At 62.5% G+C, this 19,047-nt stretch carries 15 protein-coding genes; 10 read left to right on the top strand and 5 right to left on the bottom strand.

The genetic code is table 11. The features are described 5' to 3' along the window. The first annotated feature begins 109 nt into the window (after nt 1–109). Nucleotides 110–424, top strand: a complete 315-nt coding sequence (locus AC5WNJ_RS07735) for a metalloregulator ArsR/SmtB family transcription factor (protein WP_176676985.1) — start codon at nt 110–112, stop codon at nt 422–424. 167 nt (nt 425–591) lie between these two features. Here the strand turns inward: AC5WNJ_RS07735 and sohB are convergent, their stop codons facing one another. Next, entirely contained in the window at nt 592–1,695 is a 1,104-nt protein-coding gene (sohB, locus tag AC5WNJ_RS07730; RefSeq protein WP_495930921.1) for a protease SohB, read from the bottom strand. Nucleotides 1,696–2,253: 558 nt separating this feature from the next. On the opposite strand from sohB, the gene AC5WNJ_RS07725 reads away from it, so the two are divergent. Continuing rightward, the gene (locus AC5WNJ_RS07725) at nt 2,254–2,571 is read left to right on the top strand and encodes an SCP2 sterol-binding domain-containing protein (protein WP_253064648.1); all 318 of its coding nucleotides are present in this window, start codon (nt 2,254–2,256) and stop codon (nt 2,569–2,571) included. A 123-nt stretch (nt 2,572–2,694) separates the two neighbouring features. On the opposite strand, the gene nudC is transcribed toward AC5WNJ_RS07725, so the two are convergent. The 4 genes from nudC to AC5WNJ_RS07705 form a co-directional block, all read right to left on the bottom strand. Next, nucleotides 2,695–3,468 carry an NAD(+) diphosphatase gene (nudC, locus tag AC5WNJ_RS07720; protein WP_176676983.1) on the bottom strand — a complete coding sequence of 258 codons (774 nt, stop codon included), beginning with the start codon at nt 3,466–3,468 and terminating at the stop codon, nt 2,695–2,697. Beyond that, nucleotides 3,468–4,259, bottom strand: coding sequence for a DNA polymerase III subunit epsilon (gene dnaQ, locus AC5WNJ_RS07715; RefSeq protein ID WP_253064646.1), 792 nt, complete (start codon nt 4,257–4,259; stop codon nt 3,468–3,470). The genes nudC and dnaQ overlap by 1 nt, the downstream gene beginning before the upstream one ends. Nucleotides 4,260–4,408: 149 nt before the next feature. Next, entirely contained in the window at nt 4,409–4,843 is a 435-nt protein-coding gene (gene rnhA / locus AC5WNJ_RS07710; RefSeq protein ID WP_054556047.1) for a ribonuclease HI, read from the bottom strand. Nucleotides 4,844–5,196: 353 nt separating this feature from the next. After that, nucleotides 5,197–6,063 (bottom strand): methyltransferase domain-containing protein, encoded by an 867-nt coding sequence (locus AC5WNJ_RS07705; RefSeq protein WP_495930920.1) that lies wholly within the window; start codon nt 6,061–6,063, stop codon nt 5,197–5,199. Nucleotides 6,064–6,825: 762 nt separating this feature from the next. Between AC5WNJ_RS07705 and gloB the strand changes: the two genes are divergently transcribed. The 8 genes from gloB to AC5WNJ_RS07665 all read left to right on the top strand — a co-directional run bounded on the left by gloB (nt 6,826) and on the right by AC5WNJ_RS07665 (nt 19,044). After that, nucleotides 6,826–7,614, top strand: coding sequence for a hydroxyacylglutathione hydrolase (gene gloB / locus AC5WNJ_RS07700; RefSeq protein ID WP_253064642.1), 789 nt, complete (start codon nt 6,826–6,828; stop codon nt 7,612–7,614). A gap of 209 nt (nt 7,615–7,823) precedes the next feature. After that, nucleotides 7,824–9,230: a LysM peptidoglycan-binding domain-containing protein gene (locus AC5WNJ_RS07695; protein ID WP_495930919.1), complete on the top strand. Its 1,407-nt coding sequence runs from the start codon at nt 7,824–7,826 to the stop codon at nt 9,228–9,230. Between the two features lie 429 nt (nt 9,231–9,659). After that, entirely contained in the window at nt 9,660–11,690 is a 2,031-nt protein-coding gene (locus AC5WNJ_RS07690) for an extracellular solute-binding protein (RefSeq protein ID WP_495930918.1), read from the top strand. A gap of 172 nt (nt 11,691–11,862) precedes the next feature. Further along, nucleotides 11,863–12,951, top strand: coding sequence for a microcin C ABC transporter permease YejB (locus AC5WNJ_RS07685; protein WP_495930917.1), 1,089 nt, complete (start codon nt 11,863–11,865; stop codon nt 12,949–12,951). Between the two features lies 1 nt (nt 12,952). Beyond that, the gene (locus tag AC5WNJ_RS07680) at nt 12,953–14,092 is read left to right on the top strand and encodes an ABC transporter permease (protein ID WP_290441804.1); all 1,140 of its coding nucleotides are present in this window, start codon (nt 12,953–12,955) and stop codon (nt 14,090–14,092) included. Next, nucleotides 14,089–15,726 carry an ABC transporter ATP-binding protein gene (locus AC5WNJ_RS07675; RefSeq protein WP_253064634.1) on the top strand — a complete coding sequence of 546 codons (1,638 nt, stop codon included), beginning with the start codon at nt 14,089–14,091 and terminating at the stop codon, nt 15,724–15,726. Before AC5WNJ_RS07680 ends, AC5WNJ_RS07675 begins: the two co-directional genes overlap by 4 nt. 307 nt (nt 15,727–16,033) lie before the next feature. Further along, nucleotides 16,034–17,344, top strand: a complete 1,311-nt coding sequence (locus AC5WNJ_RS07670) for an imelysin family protein (protein ID WP_253064632.1) — start codon at nt 16,034–16,036, stop codon at nt 17,342–17,344. Nucleotides 17,345–17,541: 197 nt separating this feature from the next. After that, nucleotides 17,542–19,044, top strand: a complete 1,503-nt coding sequence (locus tag AC5WNJ_RS07665; protein ID WP_495930916.1) for a di-heme oxidoreductase family protein — start codon at nt 17,542–17,544, stop codon at nt 19,042–19,044. Nucleotides 19,045–19,047 lie beyond the last annotated feature (3 nt).

Here is a 19,047-nt window from a genome sequence, read left to right as displayed (position 1 = left end):
CATAACAACATACCAATGGCTCATTGCGTCCCTCGGGATGCACTAAGATAGACCGACCGGGAGAGACCGCATGAACGCAACACTTTCTACAGCTGCAAGGAATAACCCCATGCCAGTGTCCAGCGATGCCATCACCCTGCACCAGGCCGGTGACCGCGTCATCGAAGAAGCCACTGCCCTGCTCAAGGCGATGGGCAACGAGAACCGCCTGCGCATCCTGTGCCTGCTCAGCGACAGCGAAATGTCGGTGAGCGAGCTCAACTCGCGCCTGGAACTGTCGCAATCCGCGCTGTCGCAGCATCTGGCGATTCTGCGTCGTGAAGGCATGGTGCGGACGCGCCGCGCTTCTCAGACCATCTATTATTCGCTGCAAGGCCCCAACGCCGCAGGAGTCATTCGTGCCCTGCAGGATCTCTATAAATGAAAAAGGGCGCCAGCCGGTGACTGACGCCCTTTGAGGGGAATATCGTTGAGTCACGCTGATCGTGACCCGCTGGACAACTGTATCACTCGCCGACTCCAACAAGATCGGGCAGGCCACGGAATGGCCTTCCAAGCCTCTTCTCTTCGCCCGCGACGGCAATCTGTCGCTTATTGCTGATGCCAGCGCGACTCTGCATTGCGCTCCAGCACGCGGTCCAGCACACGATCCAGACTCGATGTCACGCCCTTGCCGAAACGATCCATCACGCGGCGCGGCTTCTCGAGACTCACCTCGAAGATCTTGACCTCTTCCTTCAGATAGCGTGCCAGCAACGCCTGACTGGTACCGACCTCGTCGATCAGACCGATATCGATGGCTTCACTGCCATACCAGATATCGCCCTGGGACACTGCCTCGACATCCAATTGCGGACGACGGCTGCCGACATGCTGCTTGAACAGTTCATGGGTGCGCGCCAGGTCCGACAGAAACTTCTCACGCCCTTCTTCACTGTTCTCGCCGAGCATGGTCAAGGTGCGCTTGTAACGCCCCGCCGTCAGAATCTCGACATCCACATCATGCTTCTTGAGCAGACGGTGCACATTGGGCACTTGAGCCACGACCCCGATCGAGCCGATGACCGCAAAGGGCGCTGCCACCACGTGGTCCCCCGCACAGGCCATCATGTAGCCGCCACTGGCCGCGACCTTGTCGACCGTGATCGTCAGGCGCGCGCCACTGGCACGCAGACGGTCCAGCTGTGCCGCGGCCAGGCCATAGGCATGCACCAGACCACCGCCGGACTCCAGTCGCAGCACGACCTCATCCTGCTCACCCAGCACGCCTTCCAGTGCCGTGATCTGCTCCGCCAGGCTTTCCACACCGCTGGCCTTGATGTCGCCGACGAAGTCGAGCACGAAGACCCGACGCCCACGCGTACTGGCCGACGCATCGTCCTTGTCCGCATTGCCGCCCTTGTTGGCTTTCGCCTTGGCCTTGAGCGATTTCTTGAGCGCCTTGGCTTCCTGCTTGTGCTTCTTGGCCCGCGCCTTCTCCTTGGCGGCGTACTCGGCCTCTTCCAGGCCGGCGTGGCTCAATTCGCGTTGATAGCCCTTGATGCGCTCATGCCAGGGGCGAATCTTCAGCTTGGCCTGGCGCTCTCCCGTTTCCCCCTGTCGTGCACGTGCAATGATGAGCACGATGGCCGCGATCGCGACCACTACGGTGATCGCCTGGGCCAGAAAGAGGCCGTACTGTGAAATCCATTGCATGCACTTGCTCCTGAAACATTGAAGAAGGTGTCTGATCTCTCGCCTGCACGTGAGCGACGAACGCTCGCTCTCGAGTGCATGGCTGTCAGGCAGAAGGTCAAGACATCTGCCACACGACCAGGACCCCATAACGAAATCACCGGCTAAAGGGCCGGTGCGGGATGGTACTCGATATGGGGGCGAGCTTGCCCGCCTGCAAGGCTGGCAGGCGCCTGGGCAGATTACACACTGCTCGTATTGTCATGGGACTGGCGTGCCGCCTGTGCGAGTTCTCCAGGTGACCTGGACACGATCTGTACGTTATCCCTGTGCGTTATGTTTGCACGTTACTTCTGCAGGTTCAGAGCTGAGCGCTGAAGCGCGGAACACGCCAGATCGATCACACGACTTGATTGGAACGATCGTTTGAAATAGTCTGATGTCAGTCTTGAAGGTCAGCAGCGTGATCACTTCATGGTGAGCAAGGTGATGAACGACACCTCCCCCTCGCCATGCACGTCATCTTTCCCCGTGATCATTGGCCTTTCTCCACCGCTAGCACTGACAAGGAATATCACCATGGCCGACGCCAACGCCGTCATCGACATGCTCAAGAGCCGTTTCAACCCCGAAGCCGCCAAGGGCATGGATGAGGTCTTTCAATTCAACATCACCGACAGCGATGACTACTACATGGTCGTCAAGGACGGTTCTCTGGACGTCGGCGAGGGTGAGCACGATGATCCGTCAGTGACCCTGAGCACCGACAGCGACACCCTCAAGGGTGTGATGAAGGGCGAAGTCGACGGCATGCAGGCCTTCATGACTGGCCGCCTGAAAGCCACCGGCAACATCATGCTGGCCACCAAGCTGACGTCTCTGTTCCCGAACAAGTGAGCGTCTGCTGAGCAGCTGCAACGCTGCGAACATGCCCGATGGAAAGATTCGCTTGATGCACCTGCCAAAGAAAACGCCCCGGCCAATGGTCGGGGCGTTTTCTTTGGGGAGAGGCTCACAATTTCAGCGGCCCGTCGCGACCGAGCGCAGGAAATTGTCGATCAAGGCATGCGAGATAGAGAACTTCGGTGGCAGCCCCGGCAAGTCTTCCGGCGTGAACCACTGGGCATCCTCTATCTCGACACCATCGATGGTGATGTCGCCACCGGCATATTCCGCGTAGTAGCCCAGCATGAACGAGTGCGGGAACGGCCACGATTGACTCTGGAAATAGCTGACTCGCCCGACCTCGACACCGACTTCCTCATGCACCTCACGCCGCACGGCTTCCTCGGCACTTTCACCGGCTTCGATGAAGCCCGCCAGGGTCGAATACATGCCCGGCCCGAAGCGCGGACTGCGCGCCAGCAACATCTCGCGACCCCGGGTGATCAGCGTGATGATACAGGGCGAGATACGCGGATAACTGCGATGCTGACAACCGGTGCAGTGCATGGCGAACTCATGTTCCAGACGCTTCATGCGCTTGCCACAACGGCCACAGAATCGATGGTCACGCAGCCATTTGAGTACCTGCAGCGCGCTGGAAAGCAGCGGAAACTGATCACGTGGTAGCGTATGCAGCCACTGACGCGCGGTGGGCCAATCCGCACTACCATTCTCACCGAACACCGCAATCGGTGCGCCCAGCCATTCCCCAAGGGCCACGGCGCCGCTGGGCCAATCCGCGATAGGCTGGATGATGCCGCCATCCGGCGCAGGCGCCACGCCATCACGTCCCACGCGAATCAGATAACCATGGCGCTGAGTCACACGCGAGAGATCACGAATCAACATCAGGCGTCGTCTCCGCGGGCACCTCGGTTGTCCAGACTGGCGCCTTCAAGACTGCCCAAGGCATCGATCGAGAGGCGATCGAACAGGCACTCATCCGCCTTGCCTCGAATCTCTTCACACCAGGCCGAGTGACGCTCAAGTTCCAGCGCGGACAAGCCGGGCGTGACCAGACGTGGGCGATCGGCACGCAGGCGACGAACCCCGACGATACCGCCCTCCTCGCCATCGCCTTCCTCTATCACGTCCAGGCCCAGCGCCGTCTGGCCACCGGTCATCGCCAGATAGACGTCGCCGAGAATCTCGGCATCCAGCAAGGCGCCGTGCAGCACGCGATGCCCGTTGTCGATATCGTAGCGCTTGCACAGCGCATCCAGATTGTTGCGCTGTCCGGGGTGCTTCTCTCGGGCCAGCTTCAGGGTATCGAGTATGGCGCAGTGATCGGCGACCGGGCCCAGCGGGTTGGCACGCCCGGGGTTGATCAGCCCGAATTCGTGATCGATGAAGCCCACATCGAAGGGCGCATTGTGGATGACCAGCTGGGCACCCTTGATGAAGTCCCAGAAGGCATCGGCAATCTCGGCGAAGACCGGCTCGTTGGCGACTCGGTCATCGGTGATGCCGTGGACCCCGATCGCCTCTGCATCGATCAAGCGCTCAGGATTGACGTACTGATGGTAGGTGCGTCCGGTCAGGCGGCGGTTGATCATCTCCACCGCGCCGATCTCGATCAGGCGATGGCCTTCCTTCGGGTCGATACCTGTCGTTTCGGTATCGAGAATAATCTGACGCATCTCAGACCTCTTGGTAAACAGTGACAGCTCCCTGATCGGTCCGCCTCAAGCTTCGGCCCGCGCATCAGGGTGCCTCAATATCGGATCCTGCATGTCCGTGCTCAAACACGGCTGGCCACCGCGCTCGGCGTGCCTGCCAGCCGAGACACTCAGCGGCGGCGCTGCATCTCGTCGATGGCCTCGTTGGCCAGCGCATCGGCGCGCTCGTTGCCCTCATCGCCGCTATGGCCCTTGACCCAGCGCCACTCGATATCATGCCGCTCACTCTGGGCCAGCAGTGCCTTCCACAGATCTTCGTTCTTTACCGGCTGCTTGGCTGCCGTCTTCCAACCGCGCTTGACCCAGCCGTGCACCCACTTGGTGATGCCGTTCTTGACGTATTCGGAGTCGGTCCACAGCACCACCTGACAGCGCTTGGTAAGCGCCGTAAGCGCCTCGACCGCCGCCATCATCTCCATCCGATTGTTGGTCGTCTGGGCCTCGCTGCCATTGAGTTCCTTGCGATGCTTGCCACTGACCAGAATCGCGCCCCAGCCACCCGGCCCCGGGTTGCCACGACAGGCACCATCGGTGTGGATGACCACGCGCGTCGGCGCCGCCTTGGATTCGGACGTCGCAACAGCGGAGGGATTCTGGGGTTCGGACGTGGATGCACTCTGGCTCACAAACGGCACTCTCGACAAAGGAAACGAAGACGGGCAAGTGCGACGGCGCAGGCTGTCACGACAGGGGCAAGCCTGGCTCGCAGAGGCGGGGCTTGGAAACCGCCCCCTGACAATCACTCTCCGGTAGCCCTCCCGCGGCAACAGCAGGCCTCGCCACAATGAGCGTCATTCTACCCACTCGCATGCAGCATGGCCAAAGCCCCTGTGTTTTTTTACAGCTTCAGCCAGACTGAAGCCTTGAAGAAAAGGGAGCCCTTTAGCGAGCCGCCGAGCTAGCCGCACTCGGACAGGTCTTTGCGTGACTCACGCTTCACATGCTCCTCCCGGGAATGCACCCGCGTGGCCTGGCCGATGGAGACACCGGGAATGGCGACTCGCGATCGCTTGGCATTCAAGGGTTGCACGTACCCGACATTGCGCCGCGCCCGTATCAACATCAGGCTGCCCAGCGGCAGGTTGTAGCGGCGCCCCATACGTTCAAGCCAACCGTGTCGCAGGCGTAACCCCGGCAGGTGGAAGCCGGCATAGTCGATGCGCTCGATCTCGAAATCCACGAAGGCCAGCCAATCGCGCAGGGCCGCCGGCGTTCGCCAGCTCCCCTCCCAGGGAGTGATGTGGCGACGGCGCGGGTCCAGACGCAGCAGCCCCTCGCCAGATAACGGCTGCCAGGCGACGATGACCAGACAGCCACTGGAGCGCAGGACGCGGGCCGCCTCGCGCAGCAGTCGGTGCGGCTCCGGCGCGACTTCCAACAGATGGTGGAGCATCACCAGATCCATGCTCTCGTCCGGCAATGCCAGCTGCGTCAGCGGGCAGATCAAGGTGGAAGGCGACTCGGCAAGCGCTGCCTCGGGACTCCATTGGATGGCATGTCGGATGGCGGAGAGTGACAGGAGGTCATTGCTGCCCGGGCCCAGGTTCAGGCTGTGAAAACCGAAGCAGCGCTCGAACAGCGGGGACAGCATCTCGCGCTCCGCCGTCAGGATATCCTGGCCATCCGAGCCCTCGAAAAAGGCACGCATGGCGCGCACATGGGCACTCAATTGGCGCGCATGCTGGCGCTGGCGTTCCTCGGCGGTCAGGGACGCGCTGGCCTCGTCCGCACCGGAGTCATTCACACCAAAGGGGCCTTTCCACATCTTGCATCTCCCGGGCTTCAGGCGGGGAGACACTCCCCACGGCATAGACAGGCTTTGACACTTGTCTACATTCTCACACCATAAGAGGTTTGACACTTACCTGCTGGCTCGTCAGGCTTGTTATCCGGAAAAATCAGATTCCCGCCACGAATCAGTCCACTGAGCATCATCACGCTGGCTTTCGGCCTTGCGATTGATGGCGCTCATGGACCTGAGCAAAGGCGGCCAGTCGTGGCTTTTCCTGATGGACTCTTCCTCAAGGACACTCCCTGCAGGACCAGGCATCTGCCATCCGCTGCCTGATCGCAAACGGCGAGCCCGACCGGGAACGAAATGCCGATGAGCGAGTCTTGAACAGAACTGTGGGTACCGAGCGTCTCGACAGCCCGGCCCGACACTCAGGATAGAGTGAAGCAAGGTGTTACCCAACATCCTGCGAATGACCCATAAACATGCGTTGTCGATGATGGAGCCCCCGTATTGCCCCTGCCGCCCGGATACGCGGCATGGGGGAGCTCTCATTAGCACGAGCGGCCCGAGCCGTCTCTGAGCATGATCTTATGCCGATTTCGACAACTAACTTTCAGTAAGGAGTCGATGGAACCGCCTGCCCATCAGCATTGCAGGCGATGATGACATGCCATGTTCAACTGCTTCAGCCTGGCCGATTCCTCGGCGAGGACGTATGAAGCCCCTTTTCGCGTCACTGGCCTGTCATTGCTTCGATCGACGACTGCAAGACATCAAGAGCACCTGACCACCATGATGAGCGTAACGCCCATAGCGGCCTTTCAGGACAACTACATCTGGTTGATACAGAGCGACGACAATCCCCGCGTGGCGGTCGTCGACCCCGGTGATGCACGCCCGGTGATGGAGGTCCTGGAGTCCAGAGGCCTGATCCTCGACACCATCCTCATCACCCATCATCACCAGGATCACACCGGCGGCCTGCCGGAGTTGATCGAACGCTATCAACCTCACGTGGTCGGCCCGCACAACCCGGCCATCCACGGTATCGACGAGCGTGTCGGCGATGGCGACAGCTTCCGCCTGCAGGGCCGCCTCTTCGAGGTGTTGGAAGTGCCGGGCCATACCCTGGACCACATCGCCTTTGTCAGCTCCGGCATGCCGGGACTGCTGTTCTGCGGCGACACCTTGTTCAGTGGCGGTTGCGGTCGCCTGTTTGAAGGCACGCCGGAGCAGATGCATCACTCCTTGTCGCGCCTCGCCGCTCTGCCGGAAGAGACGCTCGTCTTCCCGGCACACGAGTACACGTTGGCCAATCTGGCCTTCGCCAGAGCCGCCGAGCCAAACAACCCCACGCGAGACACCCTCAACGCAGAATGTGAACAGCTGCGTTCACTGGGCCGCCCCACGCTGCCCACCCTCATCGGCCGAGAAAAGCAGATCAATCCGTTCCTGCGTAGTGACGAGGTGGCGCTGCAACGCCACCTCGAGCAGGAAGGACGCCTCTCGGCACCCTCGGGTCAGGAAGCTTCCCCACTGGCGGCCTTCACGGCACTGCGTCAGTGGAAGGACAACTTCTAGCCCTGCTGCCCGCGTGCCATTGCCCCCGTTCTGACGCCACTCTGGTGAGCGGTTGGAGCGCGGCGTGAATGGCATTTCGCGTGACAGCGGGTCGAGAACATTCCTGATCTCGATCAGCCCCCGCAGTCACTGATTCGTGCCGGCATGGCCGGCCAGCCGAGCCGCAGCTGACCCCATCCAGCCGCGGCTCGCCAGAGAGTATTTCGTCAATGCATCAGCAAGACCTCCGTACCGACGGCCAGATGGCCGCCGACACGCCGTGTCGTGTCACTCCGACCCAGCCCCCTTTCCGTCCGGCTCGACTGCGTCACCTGATTCGCCTCGCCTCTCTGGGTGCCACCCTGTGCCTGATGCCGCTGACCGCCAGCGCCAATTCAGCGATGGTGCCCGGGGTTACGCCCACCAGTGAATATCAGCGCGCCCCGCTGAATTTCATGGAGGCCGTCGATGCCATTCCCGCGCACTACGACGACGTCTGGGAGCGCCTGCGCGCCGGCTATCAGCTGCAGCAGGACACCGGTCGCCCACGCGTGCGCAAATGGATCAGCTGGTATCAGGAACACCCCCACCACGTGGAGCGCATCGCCGAACAGGCCCGCCCCTGGATTCGCTACGTGACACTGCGCACCGAAGCACGCGGCCTGCCGGCAGAGCTGGCACTGCTGCCCTTCATCGAGAGCGCCTACGACCCGGATGCCGCGCATCCGGGCGGTGCGACCGGCATGTGGCAGTTCATGCCGCGCACCGGTGACGCCATGGGGCTGACACGCAACCGCTGGTATGACGGTCGCAAGGACGTGTTGCTGTCCACGGACGCCGCGCTGGATTACCTGGAGACTCAGGGCGAGCGCTGGTATGACGGTGACTGGGAGCTGGCACTGGCCGCCTACAATGCCGGTGCCGGCACCGTGAATCGTGCACGCCGCCGCGCCGGTGGCGATGAGGATTACTGGAACATCAAGCTGCCCAACGAGACCATGGAATACGTGCCGAAGCTGCTGGCCCTGGCCGCGGTGATTCGCGATCCGCAGGAATATGGCCTGTCGTTGCCCAAGATTGCCGACAAGCCGCAGATCGCGGCCGTCGAGACGGGCGGACAGCTGGATCTTTCCACTGCCGCGGAGCTGGCCGGTATCAGTGAAGACAAGCTGCGCGCCCTGAATCCGGCCTACAAGCGCTGGGCCACCAAGCCGGGCGACAGCTCGCTGGTCATTCCGGTCACCGCCCGCGACACCTTCCTCAGTCAGCTGGCTACGCTGCCCGAAGAAGCGCGCCAGAGCTGGGCCAGCTATCGCGTGAAACACGGCGACACCCTATCCGTCATCGCACGTCGCAATGGGCTGACATTGTCTGAGCTGAAACAGAGGAACCGTCTCTCGGGCAACACCATTCGCATCGGTCAGGCACTGTTGGTACCGGACCGCGGCAACTCGGTCGCCACTCAGCTGGCCTCGGCCAACGGCGAGAAGAAGGTGCGCGTGAAGAGTGGCGACTCTCTGTCGCTGATCGCCGCGCGTCACAATGTCAGCACCCACCAGCTCGCGCGCTGGAACAAGCTGTCATCTGCGGACTACCTGCGCCCCGGTCAGATGCTGACCCTTTACAGCGCCAACTGAGCCTTCAGCCCGACTGAGCCAGTCGCTTCACGCGTCTGGCGATGACCGTGATATGCGATTCTCCCACGCCCCTGCCATCTGCGATGGTGGGGGCGTTTGCGATTCAAACGCCGCAGCATGGCCGCTGACAGGGAACTTCGTTACTCTTGGCGGGGTCGATGCAAGGAGACCGGCCGCAGCCCGGCGCGTGGCGCGCACCTGCTGTACCGCTTCTGCAGTTCTCCTGCGGTTCTTCTTCAGCTCACGGCAGCTCACGGTAGTGTGTCGACAGAGGTGTCCTCACAATTGTCGACACTCTTGTCGGCAACCGCTGAGGCCACCCAAGCCAGCGGAGTTGATGGCGAGTCAGGCGCAAACCAGCCGCTGCCCAGATGCCGGTCATTTCATCACGGCCGCGAGGCCCGGGTCATTCAGTCAAGGAAGTCTTCGATGCAGCGTGTTTCTTCACTCACCCACCGTCGCTGGGCCGCGCTACGTGCGCTATGCCTGGGGGCGCTGATGGTGAGCGGCTCGTTCACTGCCACGGCCAACGCGGCTGAGCCCAATGCGGCTAAGTCCAATACGACCAAGTCCAATACGAATAGCGAGCAATCTGCCGATTCACGTCCCAGCGCCGAGACGGCGTCGGGCACTCAGGCAACCAGCGCGCAGGCAACCAGCGCGCAGGCATCCAGTATCCCAACCTCGAACGTGCAGACACCGCTGGACGTCCCGACTGTGCATGGCCTGGCCATCTACGGCGAGCCCGCCCACAAGCCCGGCTTCACGCACTTTCCTTACGTCAATCCAGAGGCACCGGTCGGCGGGCGCATGACGCGCGCCGCCATCGGCAGCTTCGACTCCACCAATCCCTTCATCCTCAAGGGCAATTCGGTGGCGGGACTCAACTACTTCGGGGGGCTGATCTACGACACCCTGATGATCCCCTCCGCCGATGAACCCTTCACCGAATACGGATTGCTGGCCAGCGGCGTCCGCCTGGCCGAGGACCGCAGCGCCATCGAATTCGATATCGATCATCGGGCGCGCTTTCACGATGGCGTGGCGGTGACTGCCGAAGATGTCGTCTTCACCTATCGCCTGCTCAAGGATGAAGGCCTGCCGTTCTTCAAGAGCTATTACCACGATGTCACCGGCGTCAGCGTGATCGATGCCGACACCGTACGTTTCGAGATGGCGCCAGGCGCGGCGCGCGAATTGCCGCTGATCATCGGACAGCTGCCGGTGTTGCCGGAGCACTACTGGAAGAGCCGAGACTTCACGCGCGCCACCCTGGAAATCCCGCTGGGTTCCGGCCCCTATCGCATGGCATCTCTGGACGCCGGCCGCCAGGTTCGCTACGAGCGTGTCGACGACTACTGGGGCAAGGACCTGCCGGTCAACAAGGGCCGCCACAATATCCAGACACTGGTCTACGACTACTACCGGGACCAGACCGTGTCGCTGGAAGCCTTCAAGGCCGGCAGCATCGATCTGCACGTCGAAAGCAGTGCCAAGAACTGGGCGACCGCCTACGACACTCCCGCGCTCCACGAGGGGCGACTGAAGAAGCTGGAAGTCCCGGACAGCAACCCGGCCGGCATGCAAGGCTTCGTGCTCAACGAGCGCCGCGAGCGCTTCCAGGACCCGAGGGTCCGTGAGGCACTGGCGCTGGTCTTCGACTTCGACTGGATCAACCGCAACCTCTTCTACGGTGCCTACCAGCAGACCCACAGCTATTTCGAGAATTCGGACATGGCCGCGGATGGCATGCCCACCGGCAAGGAACTCGCGCTGCTTGAGCCCTTCAAGGATGAGCTGCCCAGCGCGGTCTTCGACAAGCCCCTGCCGATCGATGAGCCAAAGGAATTGCGCCCTCGCCTGCGTAAGGCGTTGGGGCTGCTGCGCGAAGCGGGCTATGAAGTGGTCAAGGGCCAGATGGTCAGCCGCAGCAGCGGCAAGCCGCTGACGCTTGAGGTGCTCAACTACGACACCCAGTTCGAGCGCATCATCCAGCCGTGGATTCGCAATCTGGCGCGCATCGGCATCAAGGCGCGAATTCGCACTGTCGACGTCAATCAGTACATCAACCGCCGTCGCAGCTTCGACTTCGACGTGGTGGTCGGCAGTTATCCGCAGTCCAATAGTCCCGGCAGCGAGCAGCGTGAATACTGGACCAGCGACTATGCCGACGTGGCCGGCTCACGCAACCTGATCGGGCTGAAGAGCCCGGTGGTGGACGCGCTCACCGATGCTCTGATTCAGGCACAGACCCGCGAAGACCTGCTCAGCGCGACACGGGCACTCGACCGCGTACTGCGCTGGGGCTTCCATGTCGTGCCCCAGTGGCACCTGGCGGCGACGCGCATCGCGCTCTGGAACAAGTTCGGCTACCCGCAGCCCTTCCCGGAATACCAGCTGAGTCTGGACAGCTGGTGGATCGAGCCCGACAAGGATGCCTCGCTTGAACCAGGTGAATGAGCCGAGCGAATACGTCTGGTTAACAAACCTGAAGAACACGCTCGCCGCCTATGCCAGGCATAGATGCCTGGCGGGACTGACGCCTTGCTGATGCGTCCACGACACCAATAACCGATGCCCCTTGCACCGCACACAAGATGCCGGTGATGAGGGGCACGCAGGGAGATTGCCATTGGGTGCCTATATTCTGCGCCGGATTCTGTTGATGATTCCGACGCTGCTCGGAATCCTGTTGCTGAATTTTCTGATCGTTCAGGCCGCCCCCGGTGGCCCGATCGAACAACTGATGTCACGTCTGGACGGCATGAGTGCCGGTGCCAGCACCCGTCTCAACAGTGGTGGCGGTGATGGCGTCATCAGCGGTGGCGGGGGCTCCTCGACCTATCGCGGCGCGTCAGGGGTCGACCCGGCCTTGATCGAGGAGCTGGAGCAGCAGTTCGGCTTCGACAAGCCGGTCTGGGAGCGCTTCACCAACATGGTCGTCGATTACGCGCAGTTCGATTTCGGCGACAGCTTCTTCCGTGATCGCCCGGTGATCGACCTGATGCTGGAGCGCCTGCCGGTCTCCATCTCGCTAGGGCTATGGACCACGCTGCTGGTCTATCTGGTCTCGATCCCACTGGGTATCCGCAAGGCACTGGTGCATGGCTCGCGCTTCGACATCTGGACCTCCGGCGTCGTCATCGTCGGCTATGCCATTCCGGGCTTTCTGTTCGCGATCCTGTTGATCGTGGTATTCGCCGGCGGCAGCTATCTGGACTGGTTCCCGCTCAGGGGGCTGACCTCGCCGGACTTCGAGGAGCTGTCCACCGCCGGCAAGATTCTGGATTACTTCCATCACATCGCCCTGCCCGTGCTGGCCTCCGCCATCGGCAGCTTCGCGACCCTGACGATGCTGACCAAGAACAGCTTCCTGGACGAGATCCACAAGCAATACGTCCTGACGGCACGCGCCAAGGGAGCCAGCGAGAACCGCATCCTCTACGGGCACGTCTTCCGCAACGCCATGCTGATCATCATCGCCGGGCTGCCCGCGGCGCTGGTCGGCATCTTCTTCACCGGCTCGCTGCTGATCGAGGTGATCTTCTCCCTCGACGGGCTGGGACTGCTCGGCTTCGAGGCTGTCCTGCAGCGCGACTACCCGCTGATCTTCGGCACCCTGTATCTCTATACCCTGATCGGTCTGATCCTGAAGCTGGTCTCTGATCTGATGTATGTGTGGATCGACCCGCGCATCGACTTCGCGACACGGGAGGCCTGACATGCGCCACGAGACAACGGTTCACAGAACCTCAAATCACGAAACACCCGCTCACGACGCGAGCGACGAAAGCCAGCAGCCACTGGAACGCCCGCGCGCCTCACGCCTGTCGCCCATCACCCGACGGCGCATGGCGGCATTTCGTGACAACCGTCGCGCCTGGTGGTCGCTGCTGATCTTCGGCGTGCTGTTCGTGCTCTCGCTGGGGGCCGAGCTGATCGCCAATGACCGCCCCCTGCTGGTCGAGCATCAAGGCGAGACCTACCTGCCGATGCTGCACGAGTATCCGGAGACCACCTTCGGCGGCTTCCTGCCCACCGCCACAGACTATCGCGACCCCTATGTGATCGAGGCCATCGAGGCGCAGGGCTTCATGCTCAACACCTTGATTCCCTACTCCTACGACACCCTGGATCTGAATCTGGGCTCTCCGGCGCCGTCGGCCCCCAATGGCCGGCATTGGCTGGGCACCGATGACCAGGGCCGTGACGTACTGGCGCGCGTCATCTATGGCTTCCGGCTGTCGGTGATCTTCGCGCTGGTACTGACGGCGGGCTCGCTGGTGCTGGGGGTGGTGATCGGTGGCGTGCAGGGCTACTTCGGCGGCAAGGTCGACCTGATCGGCCAGCGCCTGATCGAGGTGTGGTCTGGCCTGCCGGTGCTGTTCCTGCTGATCATTCTCGCCAGCATCGTCGAGCCGAACCTATGGTGGCTGACCGGCATCATGTTGCTGTTCTCGTGGCTGGGCATCGTCGATATCGTGCGCGCCGAATTCCTGCGCGCGCGCAATCTGGAATACGTGCGCGCCGCCCGGGCCATGGGGCTGCCCTCGCGCCTGATCATGTGGCGTCATGTGCTGCCCAACGCGATGGTCGCCACCCTGACCTTCATCCCCTTCCTGTTCACCGGCGCCATTACCACTCTGACCGCACTGGATTTCCTCGGCTTCGGCCTGCCGGCCGGTTCCCCCTCACTGGGCGAGCTGGTCGCCCAAGGCAAGAACAATCTGCAGGCACCGTGGCTGGGCATGACCGCCTTCCTGAGCCTCGGCATCATGCTGACGCTGTTGGTCTTCATCGGCGAAGGGCTGCGCGATGCCTTCGACCCACGTCATATCAGTGCCCGGGAGCAGAACGCATGAGTCATCCCTCTTCACCTGCAGCCAACACCGCCGCCACTGCCAGCGTGCTGAGACTTGACGACCTCTGCATCCGCTTCGGTCAGACAGCCGTCGTCAAGCATCTCGGCCTTGAAGTCAGACGGGGAGAATGCCTGGCCATCGTCGGCGAGTCCGGATCGGGCAAGTCCGTCAGTCTGTTGGCGAGTCTTGGCCTGCTGCCAGGCCACGCCCATGTCACCGGGCAGCGCGAATTCACGCAGCCGGACGGCAAGACGCTGGATCTGGCCGCCCTGACGCCACGCCAATGGCAGCGGGTGCGTGGTGGACAGATCGGCTTCGTATTCCAAGAGCCGATGACCTCGCTCAACCCATTGATGCGTGTCGGCGAACAGATCAGTGAAAGCCTGCGCCTCCAGCAGGGACTGCGTGGCAATGCCGCCCGCCAGCGCGTGTTGGAGCTGCTCTGCCAGGTGCAGCTACCGCGCCCCGAGGAGTTGATCGACGCCTGGCCACACCAGCTCTCCGGCGGGCAACGCCAGCGCGTGATGATCGCCATGGCGATGGCCAATCAGCCACCGCTGTTGATCGCCGATGAGCCGACCACGGCGCTGGATGTCACCGTGCAGCAGGAGATACTCCAGCTGCTGGATCGCCTGCGTCGCGACCAGGGCATGGCGATGGTCCTGATCAGCCATGACCTCAATCTGGTGCGCCGTCATGCCGACCGCGTGATCGTGATGCGCGACGGGGAATGCATCGAGCAAGGGCGCGTCGACGGGGTATTCGATGCGCCGCAGGCCGATTACACCCGCGAGCTGCTGGCCGCCGAACCCGAAGGCCTCGCCAGCGACTTGAGTGCCGAGGACGCCGCGACACCGGTTCTCGCCGCGCGCAAGCTGGAGGTGCGCTTCGCGCGCAGCAAGAAGCTGTTCCAGAAGCGCCCCGCTGACTTCGTCGCCGTTCATCCGCTGGATCTGACACTGGCCCGCGGCGAGACGCTGGGCGTGGTCGGGGAATCGGGCTCCGGCAAGACAACACTCGCCCTGGCGCTCTTGAAGTTGCAGGCCGCCAAGGGCGAGATCCACCTCGAGAACGAACGCATCGATACGCTGGATCGCAATACGCTGCGCCTGCGTCGCCGTCAGATGCAGATCGTCTTCCAGGACCCCTATGGCTCGCTGTCGCCGCGCATGCCGGTGGCGGACATCATCAGTGAAGGTCTGCGCTTTCATCATCCAACGCTCAACAAGGACGAGGTTCGCCTGCGTGTGGCACGGGTGCTGGAGGAAGTCGAACTGCCCTCGGCGTGTGCCGATCGCTATCCCCACGAGTTCTCCGGCGGCCAACGTCAGCGGATTGCCCTGGCACGCGCCCTGATCCTCGAGCCCAGACTGCTGGTGCTCGATGAGCCCACCTCGGCACTGGACCGCAGCGTGCAGAAACAGCTGATTGCCCTGCTGCGTGAACTTCAGGCACGCCGAGGCCTGAGCTATCTGTTCATCAGTCATGACCTGGCAGTGGTTCGCGCGCTGTCCCATCGGGTAATGGTGTTGCGTGAAGGACGTCTGGTGGAAACGGGCACGACGGCAGAAGTGCTCGGCAACCCTCGCGAGGACTATACGCGTGCCCTGATACAGGCCGCGGGTCTGGCCTGACACGCTCTGCCATGGCCTGACCGGACTCGGTTAGCCTGGCTGGCCCGACCAGCACGAGTGTGACGATCACCCTGCTCAGGCAGCCACAAGTGATGTGCAGCGCATTGACGCATTGCAGTCAGTGCACCCTTGCGTTGCAGGACTCACGTTTTGTCGATTGCAAATAATAAAGGTTCTCAATATTATCCAGTGAGATGCGGGCCGACCATCGAGAGATCGTGTAATGACTTCCCGCCCTCTCTCGAGCTACCCCACGCACTGCCGTTCTGCGCGCACTGCATAACAACAGACCGATCAAGGGATTCACATGACTGCCTCTTTCCGTTTTGCCTCACGCAAGCCGCTGGCAGCTGCCATCGCATTGTCAGCCTCCATGTTCACCGGTGCCGCTTTGGCAGAGCATCATGGCGACGCACATGACAATGCGGTGACGGCAGCCGCTGTCGTCGCTCAGTACGCCAACGTCGCGCACGCTACCTACAGCGATGCCCTGGCCAGTGCCAATGCCCTGCGCGCCGCCAATGCCGCGCTGATCGAGTCTCCCTCCGAGGCGACGCTGGCCGCGGCACGTGCCGCCTGGAAGGAAGCGCGCGTCGCCTACCAGCAGAGCGAAGTCTTCCGCTTCGGCAATTCCATCGTCGATGACTGGGAAGGTCAGCTGAACGCCTGGCCGCTGGATGAAGGGCTGATCGATTACGTCGAAGGCGACGGCTATCAGGCAGAGCTGGGCAACCCGGGTGCCAGCGCCAACATCATCGCCAGCGACAGCGTGCAGATCGGTGCTGACAAGATCGACACCACCGAGATCACCCCGGAGCTGCTGGCGTCCCTCAACGAGCTGGGCGGTTTCGAGGCCAACGTGGCCAGTGGCTACCATGCCATCGAATTCCTGCTCTGGGGTCAGGACATGCACGGCTTTGAGGCCGGTGCCGGCGAGCGTCCGGCGACCGACTTCGCCAAGGGCGAGGACTGCACCGGTAGCAACTGTGACCGTCGTGGCGCCTACCTGCTGGCCGCCAACGACCTGCTGATCAGCGACCTGGAATACATGGTCGGCCAGTGGGCACAGGACGAGAAGGACAATTACCGTGCGGAACTGACTTCACTGCCAGCCGGTGAAGGCCTCGAGAAGATGCTGTTCGGCATGGGCTCCCTGTCACTGGGCGAGCTGGCCGGTGAGCGCATGAAGGTCGCGCTGGAAGCCAACTCCTATGAAGACGAGCATGACTGCTTCTCCGACAACACCCACTACTCGCACTTCTACAATGCCAAGGGCATCCAGAACGTCTACGAAGGCAAGTACGTGACCCTGGACGGTCGCACCTTCGAAGGCCCGTCACTGCATGCACTCGTCGCCCAGAATGACCCGGAACTGGCCGAGAAGATGCACGAGGCACTGGACACCACCATGGGCCAGCTGCAGGTGATGGTCGACACGGCAGAAGCCGACGGCGGCATGAAGTTTGACCAGATGATCGCCCCGGGCAACGCTGAAGGCGCCGAGATCATCAATGCCAGCATTCAGGATCTGGTCGCCCAGACCCGCCTGATCGAAGAGATTGCAGACGATGTCGGCATCAGCGGCATGAAGGCCGATACCGCGGACCATGAGTTCTGATCTCGCCATTACCAGTTCATGGGGCGATTCCTGAATCGCCCCGTATCGTGTCAACCCCCTCGCCCGCTCCTGTCCTGTACAGGGCGGGCGTTGATGCTTTTCGTGACAGTGTTTTATGCGCTCATGCTAAATCTCTTGGGCATTCGGCAGCCTGAGACGAGCTCGCAACCTGACAGCGCATGCAAGGACCTACCGTGATGCAACCCTTGATATCCGATATCCCCTCACGCCACCCGCTACGGCGCTCCCTATCACTCGCTATCGCGCTGACATTCCTGCCGGCGCAGTCGGTGTGGGCAGTTCATGACGAGCCTGCCGCGAATTCAGCGCTGACAGTGACACAGTACCTGTCCGCGCTACCGATGCAGGAGAACGCCAGAAGCGGCGGTGAAGGCAGCGTGCCCAAGCACGATACCAATGCCTATTCGCTGCCGGCCAAGAACCTGAGCTTCGATCAGCGTCTGTCCTTCAGTGTCGGCAACAGCTTCTTCAAGAGCCCCTGGGTGATCGCGCCCGCCAGCACCACCGCGCGCGATGGCCTCGGCCCGCTGTTCAACACCAACGCCTGCCAGAACTGCCACGTCAAGGATGGTCGCGGCAGCCTGCCGGCCGAGGGCGACCCCTCGGTGGGCCTTTTCCTGCGCCTGGGTCTGCCGGACAGCCACGAGGACAGCTGGAGCGATGAGGAGCGTGAATTCCGGCGTATCGCCGGGGTGATGCCACATCCTGTCTATGGCACCCAGCTGCAGAATGCCGCCGCACCGGGCATCGCGCGCGAAGGCCGCATGCAAGTGGATTACGAGCCAGTGACGGTGACCCTGGCGGACGGGGAAGTGATCGCGTTGCGCAAGCCGCGCTATTCCATCGTCGAACCCGGCTTCGGTGATCCGGGCGCCATCGCGCTCTCCCCGCGTCTCGCCCCCGGCATGGTGGGGCTGGGGCTGCTCGAGGCGGTCAGCGACGAGACCTTGCTCGAGTGGGCCGACCCGCAGGATGCGGATGGCGACGGCATCAGCGGGCGCCCCAATACTGTCTGGTCACTCGCCGAGCAACGCGAGGTCATGGGGCGTTTCGGCTGGAAGGCCGGCCAGCCCGATGTGCGACAGCAGAGCGCCAAGGCCTTCGCCGGCGACATGGGGCTGACCTCCAACCTGGTCAGCTCCAGCGACTGCACCCCGCATCAGAAGTGCGAGACACTGCCCGATGGGGGAGAGATCGAGGTCGACGACAATGTCATGGACAATGTGGCGTTCTATTCGCGTAACCTGGCCGTACCCACTCGGCGTGACATCGATGACCCGACGGTGCGCCAAGGCGAGCAACTGTTCCGCGAGCTTGAATGCGCCAGCTGCCACCGCCCACGCATGACCACCCGGTCCGGCGGCGTGGCGAAACAACTGGCCGAGCAGACGATCTGGCCCTACAGCGACATGCTGCTGCATGACATGGGCGAAGGACTGGCGGATGATCGCCGCGAATTCGACGCCAGCGGTCAAGAATGGCGCACGCCGCCCCTGTGGGGCATCGGCCTGGCCCAGAAGGTCAACCCTGCCACGGGCTTCTTGCATGATGGCCGTGCACGCACCCTGCTCGAGGCCGTGCTATGGCATGGCGGCGAAGCCCAGCCCAGCCGCGATGCCGTCGTGGCCCTACCGACTGACCAGCGTGAAGCCCTGTTGCGCTTCCTCGAGACTCTCTGACAA

The organism is Cobetia sp. PDI-23MA, assembly GCF_059507735.1.
This window is presented reverse-complemented; position numbering and strand designations above follow the sequence as displayed.